Raw genomic sequence first — 17,389 nt, 5'->3', positions numbered from 1 at the left:
ATTAAATTTATTGCCCATTTTCTTTTACTCCTTTACAAAATTCAACGTACTTTTTCCGACATCCTGTGATGTCGCTAGCGCTATACCCCGGTTACCATCTTTGTCCACCGCACAATAGTAGTGATACACCAGGCCTTTATGTTTAATTACAAAAGATTTATGGGCATATTGCGCATCAAAAGGTTCGGAAGAGTTAATCAGGTCATCTCCCTCCCAGTCGGTCCAATGAATTAAATCCTTCGAAGCCGCGAAACGGTTGAATGCACCAGCTTTGTCTTTCCAAAAGGCCCCAAAATAAAACATTATCCATGTATTGTCAATCCGTTGAATCATCGGATCGCCCGTGATCCCCATCGGATGATGGACAACCGGATCCTTCAAGTAACGCTTCCATTGTACCAGATCGTCAGATACCGCCATGCCAATGCGTTCATACCACCGCGTAGGCTTATTGTTTTCCAGCGAATCGCCCACAGCATTATAGTACATGATAAAACGATGACCTGTATTTTTGTTTGGATCTTCTATCACGTAGCTCTTGAACAGTTTATGTCTATTCTCCCACCAGCGGATATCTGCATCCTCGCTGCTCAGCACAGGGGTAGGGAGTCGATCCCATTCAAATGGTGTGCGCGGTGTTCTGCTGGTATAAGCCATCCCTATCGATAGTGGTTCGGGTTCATACCCTTCCGTAGAACCGCCAAAATAAGACATCCAGTACTTACCTTTGTATTTTCTCAGCTTATACGTTCCTCCCCATTTGGTATCGATCAGCGCATTATAGCCTGCCTTCTGCTTAGCATCCCACTCATTTCCCCGTCCCGATTGCAATTGCTTGCCCAACGTTTTCCATGTCAATAGATCCTTGCTCTCCGCTAGGTAAGTCTCGTATCCTACACCATCAAAAATAATGTACGTCATATACCAGGTACTACCCACTTTGTATATCGACGGACAGTCCATCAGCAACTTCTTTTCAGAAGGCACCAATACCAATCCATACTTATACGGAGTTTTCACCTCATCGTATATACGCTGCATTTCCTTGGCAGAAACGGCAGTGTTCTCCTTCTGTGCTCGTACCGAATGACAAAAGAGAATAGCTAAAAAAACAGAAAGTAACCGCATCATACTAATTCGTTATTAAAAATTTACCTGAACCTAACTGTACGGACACCGTAGCTCCTTTGCGTACCGGTGAAAATATAGAAAGAGGCTGGTTATTTATTTTATAAGACAATTCTTGGGGTAAGATCACCGTCGCCTTGCTATTCACAGGAATCTCCACATGATAGGTATATCCCTTCTTTGTATTTTTTCGATCCAGGAGCACCAGACCATATGGTGTCTCATAGCTGGTTTTCACGTGCTCTATGGTGTCTAGCAAACGAGGCTCGATCCGCAGATGCTTGAAACCTACCGAACCGTCAGCTTGGCGTATACCACCCAGGCCAGCATGAAACCACTCCATCAAATGCCCAAGCATAAAATGGTTGTTGGATACGTTAGGCAGGGCAGCCCAGGATTCGGTCAAGGCGGTAGCTCCCTTTCTGATCTGGTATCCATATCCCGGCTTGCTATCGTCGTGATTCATCGCGTAAATAACATCATCGCGATGCCAGTCGTGTAGCGTTTGCAACAAGTAGCGATGACCGATATCGCCACTGGTAAAGGATGTGTCACGACGATAGATATCCCCCAATAACTGATCAAATACACGCTGACGGTCATCTACCTCTACCAAATCCATATAAAGCGCCATCGCTTGGGAAGTTTGGCTTCCCGTAGCGTATAAAGCCGTCTGTTTATCAAAAAAGGTTTTGTTGAAAGCGGCTTTTACCTCTTTTCTAAGGTGATCATACATTTTGCTGTCCTGCGGATATCCCAAAAGCTCAGCAATCTGCACCAAAATACCCAAATTGTAATAATAAATGGCTGTCCCGGTAACCCCCATTGTCGTCAATTGCGACACGCCAGGCCGTTCGGTACCGATATCGTACCAGTCGCCAAGCCCTTGTGTCAGAATATGATCTTTTGACTTCATTTTCAGATAATCGATGTAGCGCTTCATCATGCCATAATTATCCCGTAAGTAGCGTATATCTCCATACCACTGGTACGCATACCAGGGCAAAATAATCGAGCTGCTCCCCCATTCGGGTGAATCACGAAACATATCGCCCCCCCAATCAAACTGTACGTACTCTGGAGCTATTTCCGGCACCAGACCGTCCGCTGTCTGTGACATGCGCATATCTCGCAACGCCTTTGCGAAAAGCGCCGCAGCATCAAAATTATACTGCACTGATGGCCCCATTAGGTGTAACTGTTCCAGCCAACCCAACTTCTCCCGGTGCGGGCAGTCAGTAAATACGCTAACCATATTGCTTTGGATACCCCATTTGATCAATTCGTGGATCTTGTTGAACAAGGTGTCGGAGGAAACAAATGCTCCCGTTTGTCTTGTACTATTGCGGATGTGGCTAGACTCGATTTTTGTGATGTTGACACGCCCCTCAGAACGTGGTCTTCGCATCACCTCAGCATAACGAAAGCCATAGTACGTAAAGCGCGGAGACCACGTGACTTCTTTCTCATCACCAAAAATATACTGATAATAATATGGACTCCCTGAATGTTTTTGGTTTGCCGATCCATCGGCATGCAGTAATTCGGCTGGATACACACGTACCGTATCACCTTTATCACCCCGCATGGTCAGGGTTACGATGCCTGATGCATTCTGTCCAAAATCGTACACTTCACTATTGCGCGCGGTCAAGACTTCCTTCGAAATAGGCTGGAAAGTTTGCATTACTTTAGTCGGCGCTATCTCTTGTACCCGCAATGGGGGGCCCTCTACTACGATTGCATGTACCCATGCGCTATCGTCATAATCCGGCATCATCCAGTCACCGGGCAACACGCGAGCATCCACATCTTCTCCGCCATACATACTCGAAAAAACAATCGGAGAGGAATGCACACGCCAAGTTTGATCCGTATCTAATACTTCCGTACTGCCATCTGTAAAATGCGTCACGACTTTCATCTTAAGTTTAGGAAGTCCAAACGCCACTTTATGTTTTTGATACCTTCCCTTTACGGGAGGGATATAATAAAATCCATTACCGAGCAATACTGAAAAAACATTCCGCCCCCTGTGTAAGGCATCTTTCAGATCATATACCACATAATAGGCTTCTTTATCGTATTTCGTCCATCCTGGTTGCAAAAAATCCTGATCGACACGACGACCATTGAGGGAGAGTTCATAATGCCCCAATCCAGAAACATAAGCGTAGCTCGATTTCACCTTCTTACTGAGAGAAAAAGTCTTACGGAACACCGGTAGCTCGTATTGCTTGTCCACACGCAATTTACTTGAGCTCAATGGCAAAGGGTTGACCAACGAGTCGGGCAGCTCTTCACGTGCTATCCATTGGGCGTTGCCCCAGTCTGTTCCAGTTATTAATCCCGTATGAAAATAGGCAACATTACTTTTTGCCGTTCTTCCCTTGTTGTCTTTGACGGATATCAATACAGCGTAGGTCGTTCCAGGAGCAAGATCGTCCCCTTCGTAGGGATTGAATAGTGACCGATCCGAAGTCCTCCAGTTGGAATCCCACACAAGTTCCGAAGTGCGTTCAAAACGGGGCTGCTTCGCTACTTGAATACGATACGCCGCTTGCTCGACATTCGATTGTCTACTCGTGAGCTTCCAACTGAAGGAAGGCTTCAAAGTATTTATACCGAGCGGGTTTTTCCGACCTTCTATGGTCACCTCCCTTATGCGCAACTGCGCCGAAACAAGATCGGTATGTAATACAAAAACAATTACTACCACTACGTATTTAATAATCTTCATATCTTTTTCACAGCGCTAACAATCTCACTTTTCTCTGTAGCAATTCCTTCACATTTATGGTATCTATTTTAGGATCTTTCACCTGAAACTCCGAGTTCTCAATACGCAGATCGCGCGCATCTCGTGCCACTAGAAACCTATCGCCCCGGCCCACTACATGCGTGATTTCCACATCTTCCAACACGGATTCCGGAATACCCTCAATCTTGATACAATCGGCGGCGTCCTCGATAAGTATATTGTTCATGCGGATGTCGGAAAATCTTGGGGTTAACGGGTTGACTGCCACCTGCACATTTCGGTCTGCTTGCTTTCCGACATGAAGGGCTTGTCCAAGCATATCCCAGCGAAGCGCCGAATACACAACATTCATCCGGATATTTTCAAAAAGCATACTATTCCCACCACCACCACGAGGTCTCCGGGTTTTGAAACGAATGCCCACATCAGTACCATCGAAAGCACAGTCGTGCACATATACATTACGCACCTGTCCAGCGGTTTCACTTCCAACCGTAAAACCGCCATGACCTTGTTCCGCCAGACAGTAACGCACCACCACATTTTCAGTGGGTCTATTGACACGAAGGCCATCGTGTCCTCTGCCCGCTTTCAAGGCAATACAGTCATCTCCGGTGTTAAACGTGCAATATTCAATAAGCACATTCCTTGAAGATTCGACATCTATGCCATCGCCTCGCTGAATACCAATAGAATTGATATTGACTCCCCTTATGACTACGTTATCACAATATGTGGGAACAATGTTCCAAAAAGCAGAACGCTCCAGCGAAATGCCCTCTATAAATACATGCTCACAGTTAATAGGCGCAATCAACGCAGGTGGAAAAATATAATCCGCTGTCTTTCCGTCATAAATTCTATTTTCAATAGGCGTATCTGCAAATACTAGATTTTCGATAACGTCATGTGTCATCGTACGTCGACGGACCGTACCTTCTCCGGGACCTACTATTTTGCCTTTGCCTGTAATGGCGATGTTTTTCACATCGCTAGCGTAGATGCATGCACCCAGCGAATACAATTCAATGCCTTCATTACGTGTAAAAACAACAGGAAGAAAATCTTCAATATTACCTTTAAATTCAACAACGGCTCCCTCCTCCAAGTATAGATGAATATTTGATTTCAACACCAATCTACCCGTGAGATAGTTACCTTTTTGAATTATCAGCTTTCCACCTCCGATGGATGCAAGGGCATCTATTCGCTGTTGTATATCATCTCCCGGAAACGCGGAGTCTAGTGCAGATGGAAAATCTGGACGTTGAAATACCGCATCAAAATAGGGGGAATTTACCTCCGCTATTTCTTCCGTTAGATGGGCAGAGCCTACCTGAGCATAAGACAATAATGTTCTATTCAGCTGTTCGTAATTCAGCTGTTCCGATGTACATCCCCAAAAAAGGAGAATGACGACATAGCAAGCACTAGTTATTTTCATTGAAAGACGCTTTTCATGTATCGCGTATTTGCTCCAAAATTTTCTTTTACCATTCTAGGTGAGAGATTTGCATCGCGCGACCGTTCGATGACCAACCATCCTTTCCAACCCATATCATCTAATGTAGTCTTCACCTCCCGCATATCTAATCGGGTATTGTTTTCCAGCCATACCCCATCTTCGTCTGTACAGTGGATCTGACAAATACGTTTCTTCCCCAGGATTTTCAATTCAGTTATCAAATCCCTTCCTTCTTTCAACGGATTCGAGAAATTAAAATAGATCTGTATATTTTTGGCTCCAATTTCTTTTAGCAAATCCACTTCTCCCTTTGCATCTAGTGCCGTTTCTATACCGATAATCACCCCTGCCATTTTTGCCATTTTACCCACTACTTTTAAGCGCTCGACAATGGCGGGACGTAGTTCTGGATTTTTAACCAGATCGCCCTGCACGCCCAAAGGCAAAAAAGCAACCTTCACCCCCATCTGCTGGCAGGTCTTTAGACAATCTCCTACCATTTGCTGATAAGTGGGTCTCGTTGCAAAAGATTGCGCATAGAATCCGGTCATCGCTAGTGCGCAAATGGAAACACCAAGCTCTCTGGATTTCGCCATGAAAGCTTCCCGCTCTACGGGATCGGCCAACTTACTGTCAAACGTGTCTCGATTGCCCAATCCTCCCATATCGACTTCCAATCCATCTGCACCGATCTCCTTGGCCAGCTCAAAAGCACTTAGCTTTTGTCGCTTTAGGATCATCAGATCAATAACCGCAATCTTGTAACGATGCCCCTTGGCAGATGAAGCGAAAATAGTGTCGGGCATCAAACAAGCCGCACCAACGAACGCCGACCGTATTATAAAATCTCTTCTACTGAACGTTGTCATAAGTCTCTATTGAAATAGTTTTTCCAAATTCTTAAATCCATGTATCGCATGAGCCGGTAGATTTTCACCTTGGGCTCCAAACGTATATAAGGCTGTTTTTTCTTCTATTGTGCATCCCGATTCATCGTATTCGCCATCCGCACCTTTCAAACCCATAGTCTGCAGGCGAAAATGCTCACTCAGAAAATCGTACACCGGTTTACGCTTCGAATAGCCAAAATCGTGACCATCCTCGGGCAAGTGTACATTCTGAACATTAGCTTCCACACCATAGTAGCCGTATATCTTCTGCAGGTAGGGGTAATCATGCTGTGGCATATGCGCCGTCCAGTCCTTACCATCAGACACAACCAGTTGTGGTCTAGGAGCTGCCATAGCTGCCAGTTCTACATTGTTTGTTCCCCCGCCACAGGCATGTATGGGCATTCCACTCTCGCATGGGCATCCCCCATAGAAATACGAAGAGAGCGAAACAACGGGTATGCTGAGCGTGATCCGATCATCAAGGGCCGTCATCAATACCGTATGGCTTCCTCCCCCCGACCCGCCGCAGATACCAACACGGGTAGCATCTACCTGCCTATTTTCTAGCACATAATCCAATATGCGTATACCGCCCAAGGTCTGTATTGTAAGTGCTAAACTCTTCCTATGGTCTTCGAAATCAAACTGCAGTAGAGATTCCCCCCAAGCGAACAGGTCGTAACTAATGGCTATAGCACCCATTTTAGCCGTCATCGCACAACGAACCTGCGCATCTTTACGGTAGCGATGATCTGCCCAGTGGCCATCGGGGCTCAATACGACAGGAATCTTCCCTTTGTACTTTGCTGGTGCATAAATAGACCCGTTAACGAATACACCCGGTAGGATTTCCAAGGCAAAATTCTGGACTGTATATCCTTCAAAAATTCTTTTCGGGGTTAGAATAGGTTTGGATCTCGGTCTCTCGGGCATTGGTGATAGTCGAACTGCTCTGTACAGTTCTGCTTTAATACTATCTTTACGTAATTCCCAAGACTTCTGATCATGATACTGTGTTGCCAATTGATCTAGATAATCCCAACCCTCCTTAACTTCCCATCGGTAGTACTCGTATTCTTTTAACTTATACTTCCCATCGCCTTCCTTGTTTACCTTCATATCCAACGGGGCGAGCACATTTCTTAAGGTCTGATCTACATCCGTTCGGAAGCGCCAATCCGCATAATCCAACCATTTCCCTTCAACCTGTGCCTCACTGTACTTAATAGTAATATGGTATCTTTTTTCAAGGAGCTCGATCACCTCTTTTAGCGGTTTACGGTATTGATGATCGGAATCCTGAGCAGAAATCACTTCGCTTAAAAGGATAAGCATAAACGACAAAATCGCACCGTATTTATTCATAGGAACCTCCTTTTTGCTTTTCAATTTTTTGAGATGCCTTCCATCCATTGTAGAATAGATTCGGGTCTAAATTGGGTTTAGGGAAAAATAGGCTTGCCAGATATCCCACAATAATAACAATAACGTGACTGTACACACCCAGCATCAATTTATTATGCGTAAAATTATACTGTCCCAAATCCAGTAAGACAAATGGTTCACCTCCGAAATCTAATTCCGTACTGGTCAGAAAGGCGTATGCTGTAAACAGGATGCAGACCGTAATAGCGATATTAACACCTTGCCTATTTGCCCGAGTAGAGAAGACACCCAACAGGAATACCCCCACAATACCTCCTGAGAAAATTGCATACAGTGTAAAAATTATCCCTAAGATACTTTCACTTCCTAAATCAACATATATGAAACCAATTACAACGGAAATAAGACCCGCCACAGCGACCATCCATCTACCTGCTATCAGATAGCTTCGGTCAGCCAGCTTCGGTCTCAATTTTCTATAGTAATCTTCAACGCCGACAGCGGCTAACGAGTTCAGATCTGCACTTAGACTACAAATTGCAGCAGACACCATGGCGGCTAAAATAAAACCGACTACTCCTGTGGGCAACTTGCTCATAATAAAGTAAGGGAACACACTGTTTACCCCCACGTTCTCGGGTAAGTTGTATTGCGTATAATAGACAAAAAGCGCGGTACCGATAAACATAAACAAAGACCATACAGGCACCGTAAGTAAAATCCCCAATAAAGACGCTCTTATGGCAGATTTATCCGATCTCGCGGTTAAGTAGCGTTGTATAACTGTCTGATCTGTTCCATACTTCTGAATCGCATAAAACATCCCATTAATGGCCATCACGACGAATGTCAAGCGGGAAAAGTCTAAGTCGTAAGGACCAAAACCCGTTCTTCCGTTTTCCGAAGCCACCCGCCATATTTCTGGTAGACCGCCTTGTACGGAAAAAATCAGCACCAAAAGACATAAAATACCACTAGCAAACAACATAAAACCTTGAAAAACGTCTAGCCATATCACTGCCTCAATGCCCCCCAATAGATTGACAATAACGATGATCGATCCCACGACAATGATGATCCAGTAGGTGTTGATATCCGTCATACTAGACAACGCAATGGCCAACAGGTAAAGCACCGTTCCCATCCCCGAAAACTGCCTTAATACAAAAGCTATGGAACTGTAATAGCGCGCAAAACTACCGAATCTCTTTTCAAAATACTCGTAGGTACTTAACCCGATTACCCTCCGGTAAAGCGGTACAATAAACCATACCGTTCCCATAAGCACGATCGGCACCATCAGCCCCTGTACCAAAAGAATCCAGTTATTTGAATAACCTTCTGCGGGATACCCCAAGAAAGTAACGCTACTGATCAGTGTCGCCAACAGGGACATCCCAATTGCCCAAGACGGTACTCGTCCTTTCGCAGAGAAGTAATCTGCCGTGGTCTTTTGGTTCTTAGCGTACCGCAATCCAAAATAAAGCGTGATCAACAATACCACGACAATGATTCCGTAATCAAAAATGCTCAAAATAGGTTTACTCATTATAATCTGGTTTTATTTGTGCATTAAAATGCCCAAAGTTCATTTGCCCAAGGATAACTTCCCGGCTTTAATGTAACAAATAATTCTTTATCCCTCACTTTACTTTTTATGAGGCCTGCCTGTATCTCCTGTACGGGAGTCATCACTTCAATACCTAATGCCATCAATACTTCGTAAGCCGTAGCTCCCCCTTCAATAATCAGCTCCTGTATGCCTACACGGTTATAAACCGCAGCCACTATACGAGCCATCGCCATCCTTATCTCTTCTGCTAACCCTTTTATGTTCGTCGAAATAGCAAAAACGACTTTCTGCTTCCCCCTCAACTTCTCAACTATTTCCTCCACCACACCTCCGTCACCATCAAAATATACCAAGGACTCGGGTGCGACCTGCGATATACGATCGTTATTCTCTTGGTAGCCCGACCCACAGACATACAATAATGGATATTTCAACCCCGTATCTCCTCCTATACCATGCGGGGATACCTCTAATTTTTGCTGCAGCAAATGATTGAAAAAGGCTGCCCCTCCTGCCAAGAGGTTCTCGTCAGAAATGGCCTGCGCCAATAACTCCAGTTGTACGGAGCTCTCAACTTCCGGAACGACAACTCCTGTTTCTGTATTAATCGTGGTAAAATCGCTTAAAAGCTTCCATTCCGGTGTGCCCAAAATAGCTAAAACCTGGCTTTCTTTAGTAGGGAACTCTGGATCATTTAAAAAGCTGGTTTGATGAACCCGCTTTCCATTCACGAAGTAATGCCCGTTTTTGATTATTCGGCCAAACGCCGGATTTACAGGGCAAAAAACAGCCAGTTCAAAGCCAAAATAAGCTTTATAAAACGAGAGCTCTAGCGCGATATGCCCTCTAAGTGCCGAATCAAACTTAAGATAGATAAAATCAAATGCCGTTCTATTTACGTTACTAAACAATTCCTTTAAATGCGGCAGCACCTGCTCTTGCCGTAAAGATCGGGTATTGGTATTCAACACCTGTACCCTTACATGCGAGCCCTGATCCAATCGATGTACAATATCCACAGTCAGATTGTATCGTAGCGCAATCCCTCCAATCTCTGCTGCTCCGGTCAAATCGTCTGCAATTATCAACATGCTGGTCATCGTTATTATCTATTTTGTGTTAATTGAACAGCTGATTCAATCGCCAAAATCATCGCATCCGGACTTGCAACACCTTTACCCGCAATTTCGAAAGCCGTCCCATGATCTACCGATGTACGGATGATAGGCAAGCCCATCGTAATATTCACGCCTTTCACACTGTCCATTTGCTTTTTTTCTGCATTCCATTTGAATCCGGTCAACTTAAAAGGGATATGCCCTTGGTCGTGGTACATCGCAACGATACCACCATAATATCCTGTAGCAGCTTTTGAAAACAACGTATCAGCAGGGATTGGCCCTTCCACATCATAACCTTTGGACTTTGCCTCGACCACTGCCGGAAGAATCTCCTCATCATCTTCCGTTCCAAATAATCCGGAGTCTCCCGCGTGGGGATTCAATCCGGCAATGCCTATTTTTAAATTCTTTTCGCCCAAGCTGATCAATCCATGGTGAAGGAGATCCACTACCTCTACAATCCGTTCCCGTTTTACCAGATCGCAGGCCTGACGCAGCGATACGTGTGTAGAAACGTGGATAACTTTCAAATTATCTTCTACGAGGAGCATCGCATATTTCTTCGTTCCGGTATAATGTGCATAAATTTCTGTATGCCCAGCAAAATAGTGTCCGGCTTCATTAATGGATTTCTTATTAATCGGTCCCGTTACCGTCGCTTCAACCTCACCCTTTAAGGCCAGATCGATCACCTTTGTTACGGATTCAAAAGAGGCATTCCCCGCTTCAGCCGAAATCTCACCAAAAGAGATCTTCGCCATATCTGTATTTTTTAGATCAAAAACATCCACTGTTCCCAGTTCAAATTTGGCTTCCGATACCTGCTGAATAGGATGGATGGTCAGCTCCATGCCCAATACTGTTGCAATATGCTTGAAAACGGCACCATCTCCTACGAGCAATGGCCTACATATTTCATGAATATGAGGATTTAAAGCTGCTTTTAAAGCGATTTCGGGGCCAATACTTGCTGGATCCCCCATTGTTATTCCAATAATAGGTCTATGCATGATTTGTTATATTCAGCTTTATATTTTCTTGATTAATTAATGCTTGAAAAGCTCCAATCAATTTATTTTCTTCACCCTTACTCAATTCATAGAGAGGAGGCATCATAAAAGGGTCGCATAATGACAATTCTCTCATCAGTACTTTCAGCGCCCATAGCGATTCGCCCAACGATTTGTTTGCCTGATAAAGTTCCCCTAAATTATCCGACTGCTTTTGCAAGGAATAAGCCCGGTCAAAATCGCCTTCTTGTACCGCTATGCACATTTGATGGTATATCCCCGGAGCAAAATTACCTGAACTCGGTATAATACCATCACTGCCATTGATTAATGCGTATGCGGATTGGCCTGCCCATCCCATATAATGCTTGAAGTCAGGCCGATCACGCCACAAGGCCAATGCATTATCCAATCGTTCTATACTTCTTTCCGAATCCTTTACAGCAACAATTTTAGGATGATAACTCAGGCGATCCAACAGATCCAAAGGAATAGACATATGTGTCGTTGCTGGGATGTTGTAAATAATCAAATCCGTCGGAATCTCTTCCGCCAATTGCAAAAAGTACTTCTCCATCTGCGCTTCGGACAACTTATAATACGTAGGCAGTGTCGTTGCCACAGCTTCGATTCCTAAGTTATGAGCCAAGTGCGCAAACTCGATGGAATCGGTTACGATATTAGAAGAAATCCCGACATACAGCTTCTGACTTTCCAATTTGTGATCAACAGCCGTCCGCAGATATTCCTCTTTAAAACTGGCGGAGAGCGATGCAGATTCCCCCGTTGTTCCTAAGATAAAGGGAATAGCATTATTAGCATATAAATAGGAAAAAACCCTTCCTACGGCATCACGATCTAAGCTCAGATCTTTATTTAAGGGAGCAACCACAGGAACAATGGTTTCTTTTAGTTGTTTAATATCTTTCATTTTTTAGTAGGCTGCGTTAAAAATTGATATTGCGTCAGACAATTTTATTTCTCGCGGATTATTCACCAATAATCTCGTAATTTTCATGGCATCAGCTGCCATTTGCGGAATCGCTTCCCTCGGTATGTCCAGCGCACTCAACCGTGCGGGTATGCCACATGCTTCTATAAGTTCTTTTATTTTAGTAATTCCTGCCTGCGCGGTTTGTTCGTCGGTACCTTCTCGGTTGCAGCCCAAGGCAACGGCTACTTCTGCATATTTTTTAGGATTTGAGACATAATTAAATTCCATTACGTAAGGCAACAATAAGGCGTTTGATAATCCGTGTGGCAGATTAAATAAACTCCCCAACGGATACGACAGCGCATGCACTCCAGCTGTATTTACTGGACCTAAACAAAACCCGCCTAAAATACTCCCTAATGCAACTGCACTCCTCGCCTCCTGGTTCTGCCCATTTTTTACCGCTTCTTCAAGGTTTCCAGCAATTAATCGCATGCCTTCAAACGCATACATATCGATAAATGGCTGGGAAAACCTATTTGTAAATGCCTCCAAACAGTGAGTCAATGCATCTAATCCCGTTGCCGCAGTAATAGCAGCAGGCAGGCTTAACGTCAATAATGGATCTGCGTATACCATATCGGGAACTAAAAACGGGCTTATGATGCCTTTTTTCTGATGCGCATCATCCACCAAAATCGCGTTTGGAGAAACCTCACTCCCTGTTCCTGATGTAGCCGGCACACATATTAGCCGTTTATTTCTGCCTTTCAACAACCCATTACCTACAACATCCACTAAGGATTGTGGGCTGTCTAGTAATGCTGCAATTAGCTTCGCGACATCCAACACGCTACCACCGCCAATACCAATCACCGTATCAGCAGCACTATCTTTAACCTGATTTAGGATCCGCTGAAAATCAGAAAAGGAAGGCTCTTGCTCGATACTTGTGTCGATCAGTATCTTAATATTATGCTGTTCCAGTTGTTCGATAAAATGAGTCAACTGCTGTTGCAGCGGCTTGATCGTCATCAGCACGATTTCCTTACAATTCAGCTGGATGATATCATCCGCTAATTGCTGCAACACCCCATTTCCAAAAATAAGTTTACCGGGGAAGTTAACTGTTAATACGTTATTCGTTGACATATGTTTTATATGGTCTTTTGCTTCTATTCTTCTTCCGCTTTATATGTTTCCATTGTGGGTGTTTCGTACCCCTTTACCTTTGGCCATATGCCATTCTTAATTTTTCTCAATTTCAATTTAGTTGGATCTACCACCACATGTTTCATTTTCTCACGTCTCCAGGTATATGCAAAGTGCAGGAGGCCATCTTTTGTCTGTATAACCGCTGGATACGAGTACTGGCTAATAGGGGAGTCTTCCAGGATCAATGCGGCGTTCCAGTTTTTACCATCTTTGGAGATTGAAACATTCAAGGGTGTCCTTGCTCCTTTCGGACTCTCCGGTGGAGGCAGCACATGGTTATAAACCAGTACGTGCGTACCATTTTTCATCGTTACCGCATCCGTACCTGAATTATTGTTGGGCAAGCTTGTCTTCTGTAATGGAGTCCACGTTTCCCCATTGTCATTTGACCAAGATTCTACAATCGCCCAATTACGTGTCCTTGCCAAAATCTGTAATTTTCCATTCCCATGATCCAAAACACTCGGTTGGATGGCATTTACATCATCTACACCTCGGTCCAGCGGTCCTACTTTGCGCCAATTTTTACCAAAGTCAGCACTGATTTCGAAATGAATGTTCCAACCATTCCCTTCCGTACTGGTCGGGCTGATCAGATTGCCATTACTTAGCAAAACAGGTTTATTTTTAATAGGCCCTAGAAATCCATCCGGCAATTTTTCGGCGTCCGACCAGGTTTTACCAGCATCTTTTGATCGCTTGAGCATACCCCACCATTCGGAAGGTTTCGGTCCGACTTTATAAAAAAGCAACAATTCTCCATCAGGAATCTGGTACAGTACAGGATTCCATGTCGGTAAGCGGGAGCCATCCTGTTGCACGCCATCGGCAGCAGATTGCGGTGCCGTCCACTTTTCGTTTTCATAACGACAAACATAGATCTCCACATCCGGGTTACGCTCATGTGTACCCCCAAAAAAAGCATAGACCAAGCCCTGTGGCGTTTCGGCCATTGTCGCCGAATGACAGGATGGAAAAGGTGCAGCATCATAAACAAATTCGTCTTTCACGATCCCTTTTCTCCATTTGTATAGTGCGTTTTCCTGCGCAAACGACACCGACAGTCCTAAGCAAAAAACTATTGCTGCTATCACTTTATTTCTCATTCCTTTGTGTTTTTTATTCCTGTTACCAGCCTTTATTAATCCCTCACCTTTCATAATGATTACAATTTAGTTTTAAATTCATAGCTACCTGATCCGATTTCTACTGCGAAGCTCCCGTTCTCAGATCCCAAAACGTTGAATGTGCTATTGCCCTGAATCGTCTGACCACCTTCCCTAATAGATGGCAGATCTTTCGCGGGTATATGTAATATCGCTTTTGCATTCGGAGGAATACAAACCTTCCATTCAAAGCTTGATGTTGATTTGATCCAATGGGATTTAATTAACCCCCTCACACTTTCGTACGACGCGTTCACAAATGTCAAGTCTCCAACCAATTCTGGTTTCATCACAATGGTTTGAAAAGCGTTGTCTGCAGACTTGATGCCAGCAAGGTGTTCGAAGTACCATACCAATAAATCGCCCAGCATCATTACATGGTTTTGCGAATTCATTTTAGGATGTGCGGTATTTCCATTCCACAGCTCCCAGATTGTCGTCGCCCCGTTTTCAACCATATATCCCCAGGAGGGATAGGTCGTCTTGGTTGCCAATTTATAAGCAAGATCTGCACGTCCCATATTTGTCAACGAACGCATTAACCATTGCGTTCCGATAACGCCTGTACTTAAGTGACCGTTGTTTTCCTTTTCGATGATAGTTACTATCCGTTGGGCCAGGTCGGCTCGACTCTCAGGCTGTACCAATCCAAAATAGTACGCAAGCAGGTTGTCCGTTAATGTGTTATTACCATAAAATTCTTCTTGATGATAGAATGTTGCGTTAAACGATTTTTTCATTTTCAATGCTGCATCATCAAAATGAGCACGATCTTGGTTATTGCCAGTCAACACGCTAAAACGTGACATCATCGTTAGAAGGTGATAATAATACGCTGTCGAGATCAATGCACTGGGGTATTTCTTATCGGCAATAACGCCTCGCCCTTCTTCTATAGTTGCAGGAGGGAAGCACCAGTCACCATAGCTGTCTTTGGTAATGATTCCAGCCTCATTCATGTACCTCGCCTGCATATAGTGCATCCATTTCTTCATGGCGGGGTAATGCTGGTCCAAGATTCTGATATCCCCCGTTTGCTGGTAAAGCATATCTGCGATAAACAAATACGTGCCAGGCCAACTGATATTGTCACTATAATACCGCCAAAATGCCGGAGCCACGTCAGGGATAGCGCCATCGGCTTTTTGTGCTAAGCGGATATCTTCCAACCATTTGATATAAAAGTTGGCATTGTCAAACAGGAAATTTTCTCCGTAAGCGCTAATAGGACGGTCGCCCAACCAAGGTTGACGTTCATTTCGTTGCGGGCAGTCGACCGGCATCCCTTTGTAATTAGAAGCAATACCCCACCATGCATTTTTATAGATCTGATTAAGCAGTGTATTGGAGCTTTCGAACGTACCCACTGTTTCCAAATCGTCGTATACAAACCGTCCTATAAAATTATCCTTAGCTGCCTCCCCTGTGTAATCACTGACTTCAACATAGCGAAATCCATGATAGGTAAAGCGGGGCTCCCATTCTTCAACTCCTTCCCCACGAAGAATATACGTATCCGTCGCCTTCGCATCGCGTAGGTTGGTTACAAAAAGTTCTCCATTCTCATCGAGCGATTCCGCAAAACGAAGGGTGATTTTCTGACCGCTACGACCTTTCACCTTCATTTTTACCCAGCCTGAAAAATTCTGTCCGAAATCGAGAATATAACGTCCGTTTCCCTTCTTAGCAATATTTACTGGTAAAATATCTTGCATCACTTTCATCTGCCCGTTCAACTGGGCTTCAAACGTACCACCTGGCTCCTGCACATATTCCGCCTGCAGCCATGCACTATCGTCGAATCCAACATCAGCCCATCCGTGGAATTCTTTTCGCGCATCATAGTCCTCACCGTCGTATTCGTTATTTGCCAGAATAGGTCCATTTGCCGTTCCCTTCCAGCTATCATCTGTTTTAATAGTTTCGGATGTACCATCTTCATAGGTAATCATAAGTTGCAGCTGCATTTTAGGAAACCCAAAGGTTTTTACTTTATACGGTTTGGCCTGACGCATGGCATAAAAGCGTCCATTTCCAAGTATAACCCCTAAAGCGTGCTTACCCTGCTTAACGACGTCGGTTACATCAAATACATTATACTTCACATTCTGTGTATAATCCGTCGGAGAGGGTGCCAATACTTGATCACCGATCTTTTCACCATCTATATACAATTCGTATAGACCTAGCCCCATCACGTAAGCTGTGGCCTTTTTCACCCTTTTTGTTAAAGCAAGCTCTTTCCTAAAATAACGTGCCGAAAGACGTCCCTCAACCTGATTATCTGTTGGAAAATATTGGTCAAACCCGATCCAACGACCTGTCCAATCTTTGTATGACAAGAGACCCATGGTCCATCCTGCAACGTCTGACCATTCCGATTCTCCTTTATTCGTGTATACCTTAACCTTCCAGAAGCATTCATTTCTAGACTTCAACGGTTTTCCCGCATAGATCGCCTGAATAGAATTCGCAGACGGAACCTTGTCCGAGTCCCATAGGTCACCTATATCCTGCGCAAGTTTATCCTTGGACGATGCCACCAAGATATGGTAAGCAAGCTGTACTGTATTTCTCACCTTCGTATCGATCTTCCAACTAAGTCGGGGCTGTGCCACATCGATTCCGATGGGATTATGCAGCAATTCACATCGCAGTGCCACCACTCTTGTTTGTGCAAAAGCGAAAGAGCTCAAACTCAATAGTAAAATCAAACCTATTGTCTTTACCATACCTT

The 17,389-nt window shown here is 44.3% G+C and carries 12 protein-coding genes; all 12 read right to left on the bottom strand.

Annotation, left to right across the window (positions count from 1 at the left end):
* Positions 1–24 precede the first annotated feature (24 nt).
* The 12 genes from FAZ19_RS01365 to FAZ19_RS01310 are packed head-to-tail and all read right to left on the bottom strand — an operon-like array spanning position 25 to position 17,384.
* On the bottom strand, positions 25–1,131 hold the full coding sequence (locus FAZ19_RS01365) for a glycoside hydrolase family 130 protein (RefSeq protein WP_229707316.1): 1,107 nt from the start codon (positions 1,129–1,131) through the stop codon (positions 25–27).
* Between the two features lies 1 nt (position 1,132).
* Entirely contained in the window at positions 1,133–3,868 is a 2,736-nt protein-coding gene (locus FAZ19_RS01360) for a family 78 glycoside hydrolase catalytic domain (RefSeq protein ID WP_136818807.1), read from the bottom strand.
* A 7-nt stretch (positions 3,869–3,875) separates the two neighbouring features.
* A complete protein-coding gene (locus FAZ19_RS01355) occupies positions 3,876–5,333 on the bottom strand; it encodes a glycoside hydrolase family 28 protein (protein ID WP_136818806.1) in 1,458 nt (485 codons plus the stop codon).
* On the bottom strand, positions 5,330–6,223 hold the full coding sequence (locus tag FAZ19_RS01350; RefSeq protein ID WP_136818805.1) for a sugar phosphate isomerase/epimerase family protein: 894 nt from the start codon (positions 6,221–6,223) through the stop codon (positions 5,330–5,332). The genes FAZ19_RS01355 and FAZ19_RS01350 overlap by 4 nt, the downstream gene beginning before the upstream one ends.
* A gap of 6 nt (positions 6,224–6,229) precedes the next feature.
* Positions 6,230–7,612, bottom strand: coding sequence for an acetylxylan esterase (locus tag FAZ19_RS01345; RefSeq protein ID WP_136818804.1), 1,383 nt, complete (start codon positions 7,610–7,612; stop codon positions 6,230–6,232).
* Complete coding sequence (locus FAZ19_RS01340) at positions 7,605–9,182, bottom strand: sodium:solute symporter (RefSeq protein WP_136818803.1); 1,578 nt, start codon at positions 9,180–9,182, stop codon at positions 7,605–7,607. The genes FAZ19_RS01345 and FAZ19_RS01340 overlap by 8 nt, the downstream gene beginning before the upstream one ends.
* A gap of 23 nt (positions 9,183–9,205) precedes the next feature.
* Entirely contained in the window at positions 9,206–10,297 is a 1,092-nt protein-coding gene (locus FAZ19_RS01335) for a four-carbon acid sugar kinase family protein (protein ID WP_169305533.1), read from the bottom strand.
* 14 nt (positions 10,298–10,311) lie between these two features.
* Positions 10,312–11,337, bottom strand: coding sequence for a 4-hydroxythreonine-4-phosphate dehydrogenase PdxA (gene pdxA / locus FAZ19_RS01330; protein ID WP_136818801.1), 1,026 nt, complete (start codon positions 11,335–11,337; stop codon positions 10,312–10,314).
* The gene (locus FAZ19_RS01325) at positions 11,330–12,268 is read right to left on the bottom strand and encodes a dihydrodipicolinate synthase family protein (protein ID WP_136818800.1); all 939 of its coding nucleotides are present in this window, start codon (positions 12,266–12,268) and stop codon (positions 11,330–11,332) included. The genes pdxA and FAZ19_RS01325 overlap by 8 nt, the downstream gene beginning before the upstream one ends.
* 3 nt (positions 12,269–12,271) lie before the next feature.
* Positions 12,272–13,423 carry an iron-containing alcohol dehydrogenase gene (locus tag FAZ19_RS01320; protein ID WP_136818799.1) on the bottom strand — a complete coding sequence of 384 codons (1,152 nt, stop codon included), beginning with the start codon at positions 13,421–13,423 and terminating at the stop codon, positions 12,272–12,274.
* Positions 13,424–13,446: 23 nt separating this feature from the next.
* Positions 13,447–14,592 carry a sialidase family protein gene (locus FAZ19_RS01315; protein ID WP_136818798.1) on the bottom strand — a complete coding sequence of 382 codons (1,146 nt, stop codon included), beginning with the start codon at positions 14,590–14,592 and terminating at the stop codon, positions 13,447–13,449.
* Positions 14,593–14,651: 59 nt separating this feature from the next.
* Positions 14,652–17,384 (bottom strand): alpha-L-rhamnosidase, encoded by a 2,733-nt coding sequence (locus FAZ19_RS01310; RefSeq protein ID WP_136818797.1) that lies wholly within the window; start codon positions 17,382–17,384, stop codon positions 14,652–14,654.
* Between the last annotated feature and the right edge of the window lie 5 nt (positions 17,385–17,389).

It is taken from the genome of Sphingobacterium alkalisoli (assembly GCF_005049105.1).
Taxonomy (GTDB): Bacteria; Bacteroidota; Bacteroidia; order Sphingobacteriales; family Sphingobacteriaceae; genus Sphingobacterium; species Sphingobacterium alkalisoli.
The sequence above is the reverse complement of the archived record's forward strand: the minus strand, read 5'-3'. Positions and strand labels throughout refer to the sequence as shown.

What these genes read in the sequence shown, in the direction of transcription:
- FAZ19_RS01365 (WP_229707316.1), bottom strand. Translation starts at nt 1,131, where the DNA reads ATGATGCGGTTACTTTCTGTTTTTTTAGCTATTCTCTTTTGTCATTCG.
- FAZ19_RS01360 (WP_136818807.1), bottom strand. Translation starts at nt 3,868, where the DNA reads ATGAAGATTATTAAATACGTAGTGGTAGTAATTGTTTTTGTATTACAT.
- FAZ19_RS01355 (WP_136818806.1), bottom strand. Translation starts at nt 5,333, where the DNA reads ATGAAAATAACTAGTGCTTGCTATGTCGTCATTCTCCTTTTTTGGGGA.
- FAZ19_RS01350 (WP_136818805.1), bottom strand. Translation starts at nt 6,223, where the DNA reads ATGACAACGTTCAGTAGAAGAGATTTTATAATACGGTCGGCGTTCGTT.
- FAZ19_RS01345 (WP_136818804.1), bottom strand. Translation starts at nt 7,612, where the DNA reads ATGAATAAATACGGTGCGATTTTGTCGTTTATGCTTATCCTTTTAAGC.
- FAZ19_RS01340 (WP_136818803.1), bottom strand. Translation starts at nt 9,182, where the DNA reads ATGAGTAAACCTATTTTGAGCATTTTTGATTACGGAATCATTGTCGTG.
- FAZ19_RS01335 (WP_169305533.1), bottom strand. Translation starts at nt 10,297, where the DNA reads ATGTTGATAATTGCAGACGATTTGACCGGAGCAGCAGAGATTGGAGGG.
- pdxA (WP_136818801.1), bottom strand. Translation starts at nt 11,337, where the DNA reads ATGCATAGACCTATTATTGGAATAACAATGGGGGATCCAGCAAGTATT.
- FAZ19_RS01325 (WP_136818800.1), bottom strand. Translation starts at nt 12,268, where the DNA reads ATGAAAGATATTAAACAACTAAAAGAAACCATTGTTCCTGTGGTTGCT.
- FAZ19_RS01320 (WP_136818799.1), bottom strand. Translation starts at nt 13,423, where the DNA reads ATGTCAACGAATAACGTATTAACAGTTAACTTCCCCGGTAAACTTATT.
- FAZ19_RS01315 (WP_136818798.1), bottom strand. Translation starts at nt 14,592, where the DNA reads ATGAGAAATAAAGTGATAGCAGCAATAGTTTTTTGCTTAGGACTGTCG.
- FAZ19_RS01310 (WP_136818797.1), bottom strand. Translation starts at nt 17,384, where the DNA reads ATGGTAAAGACAATAGGTTTGATTTTACTATTGAGTTTGAGCTCTTTC.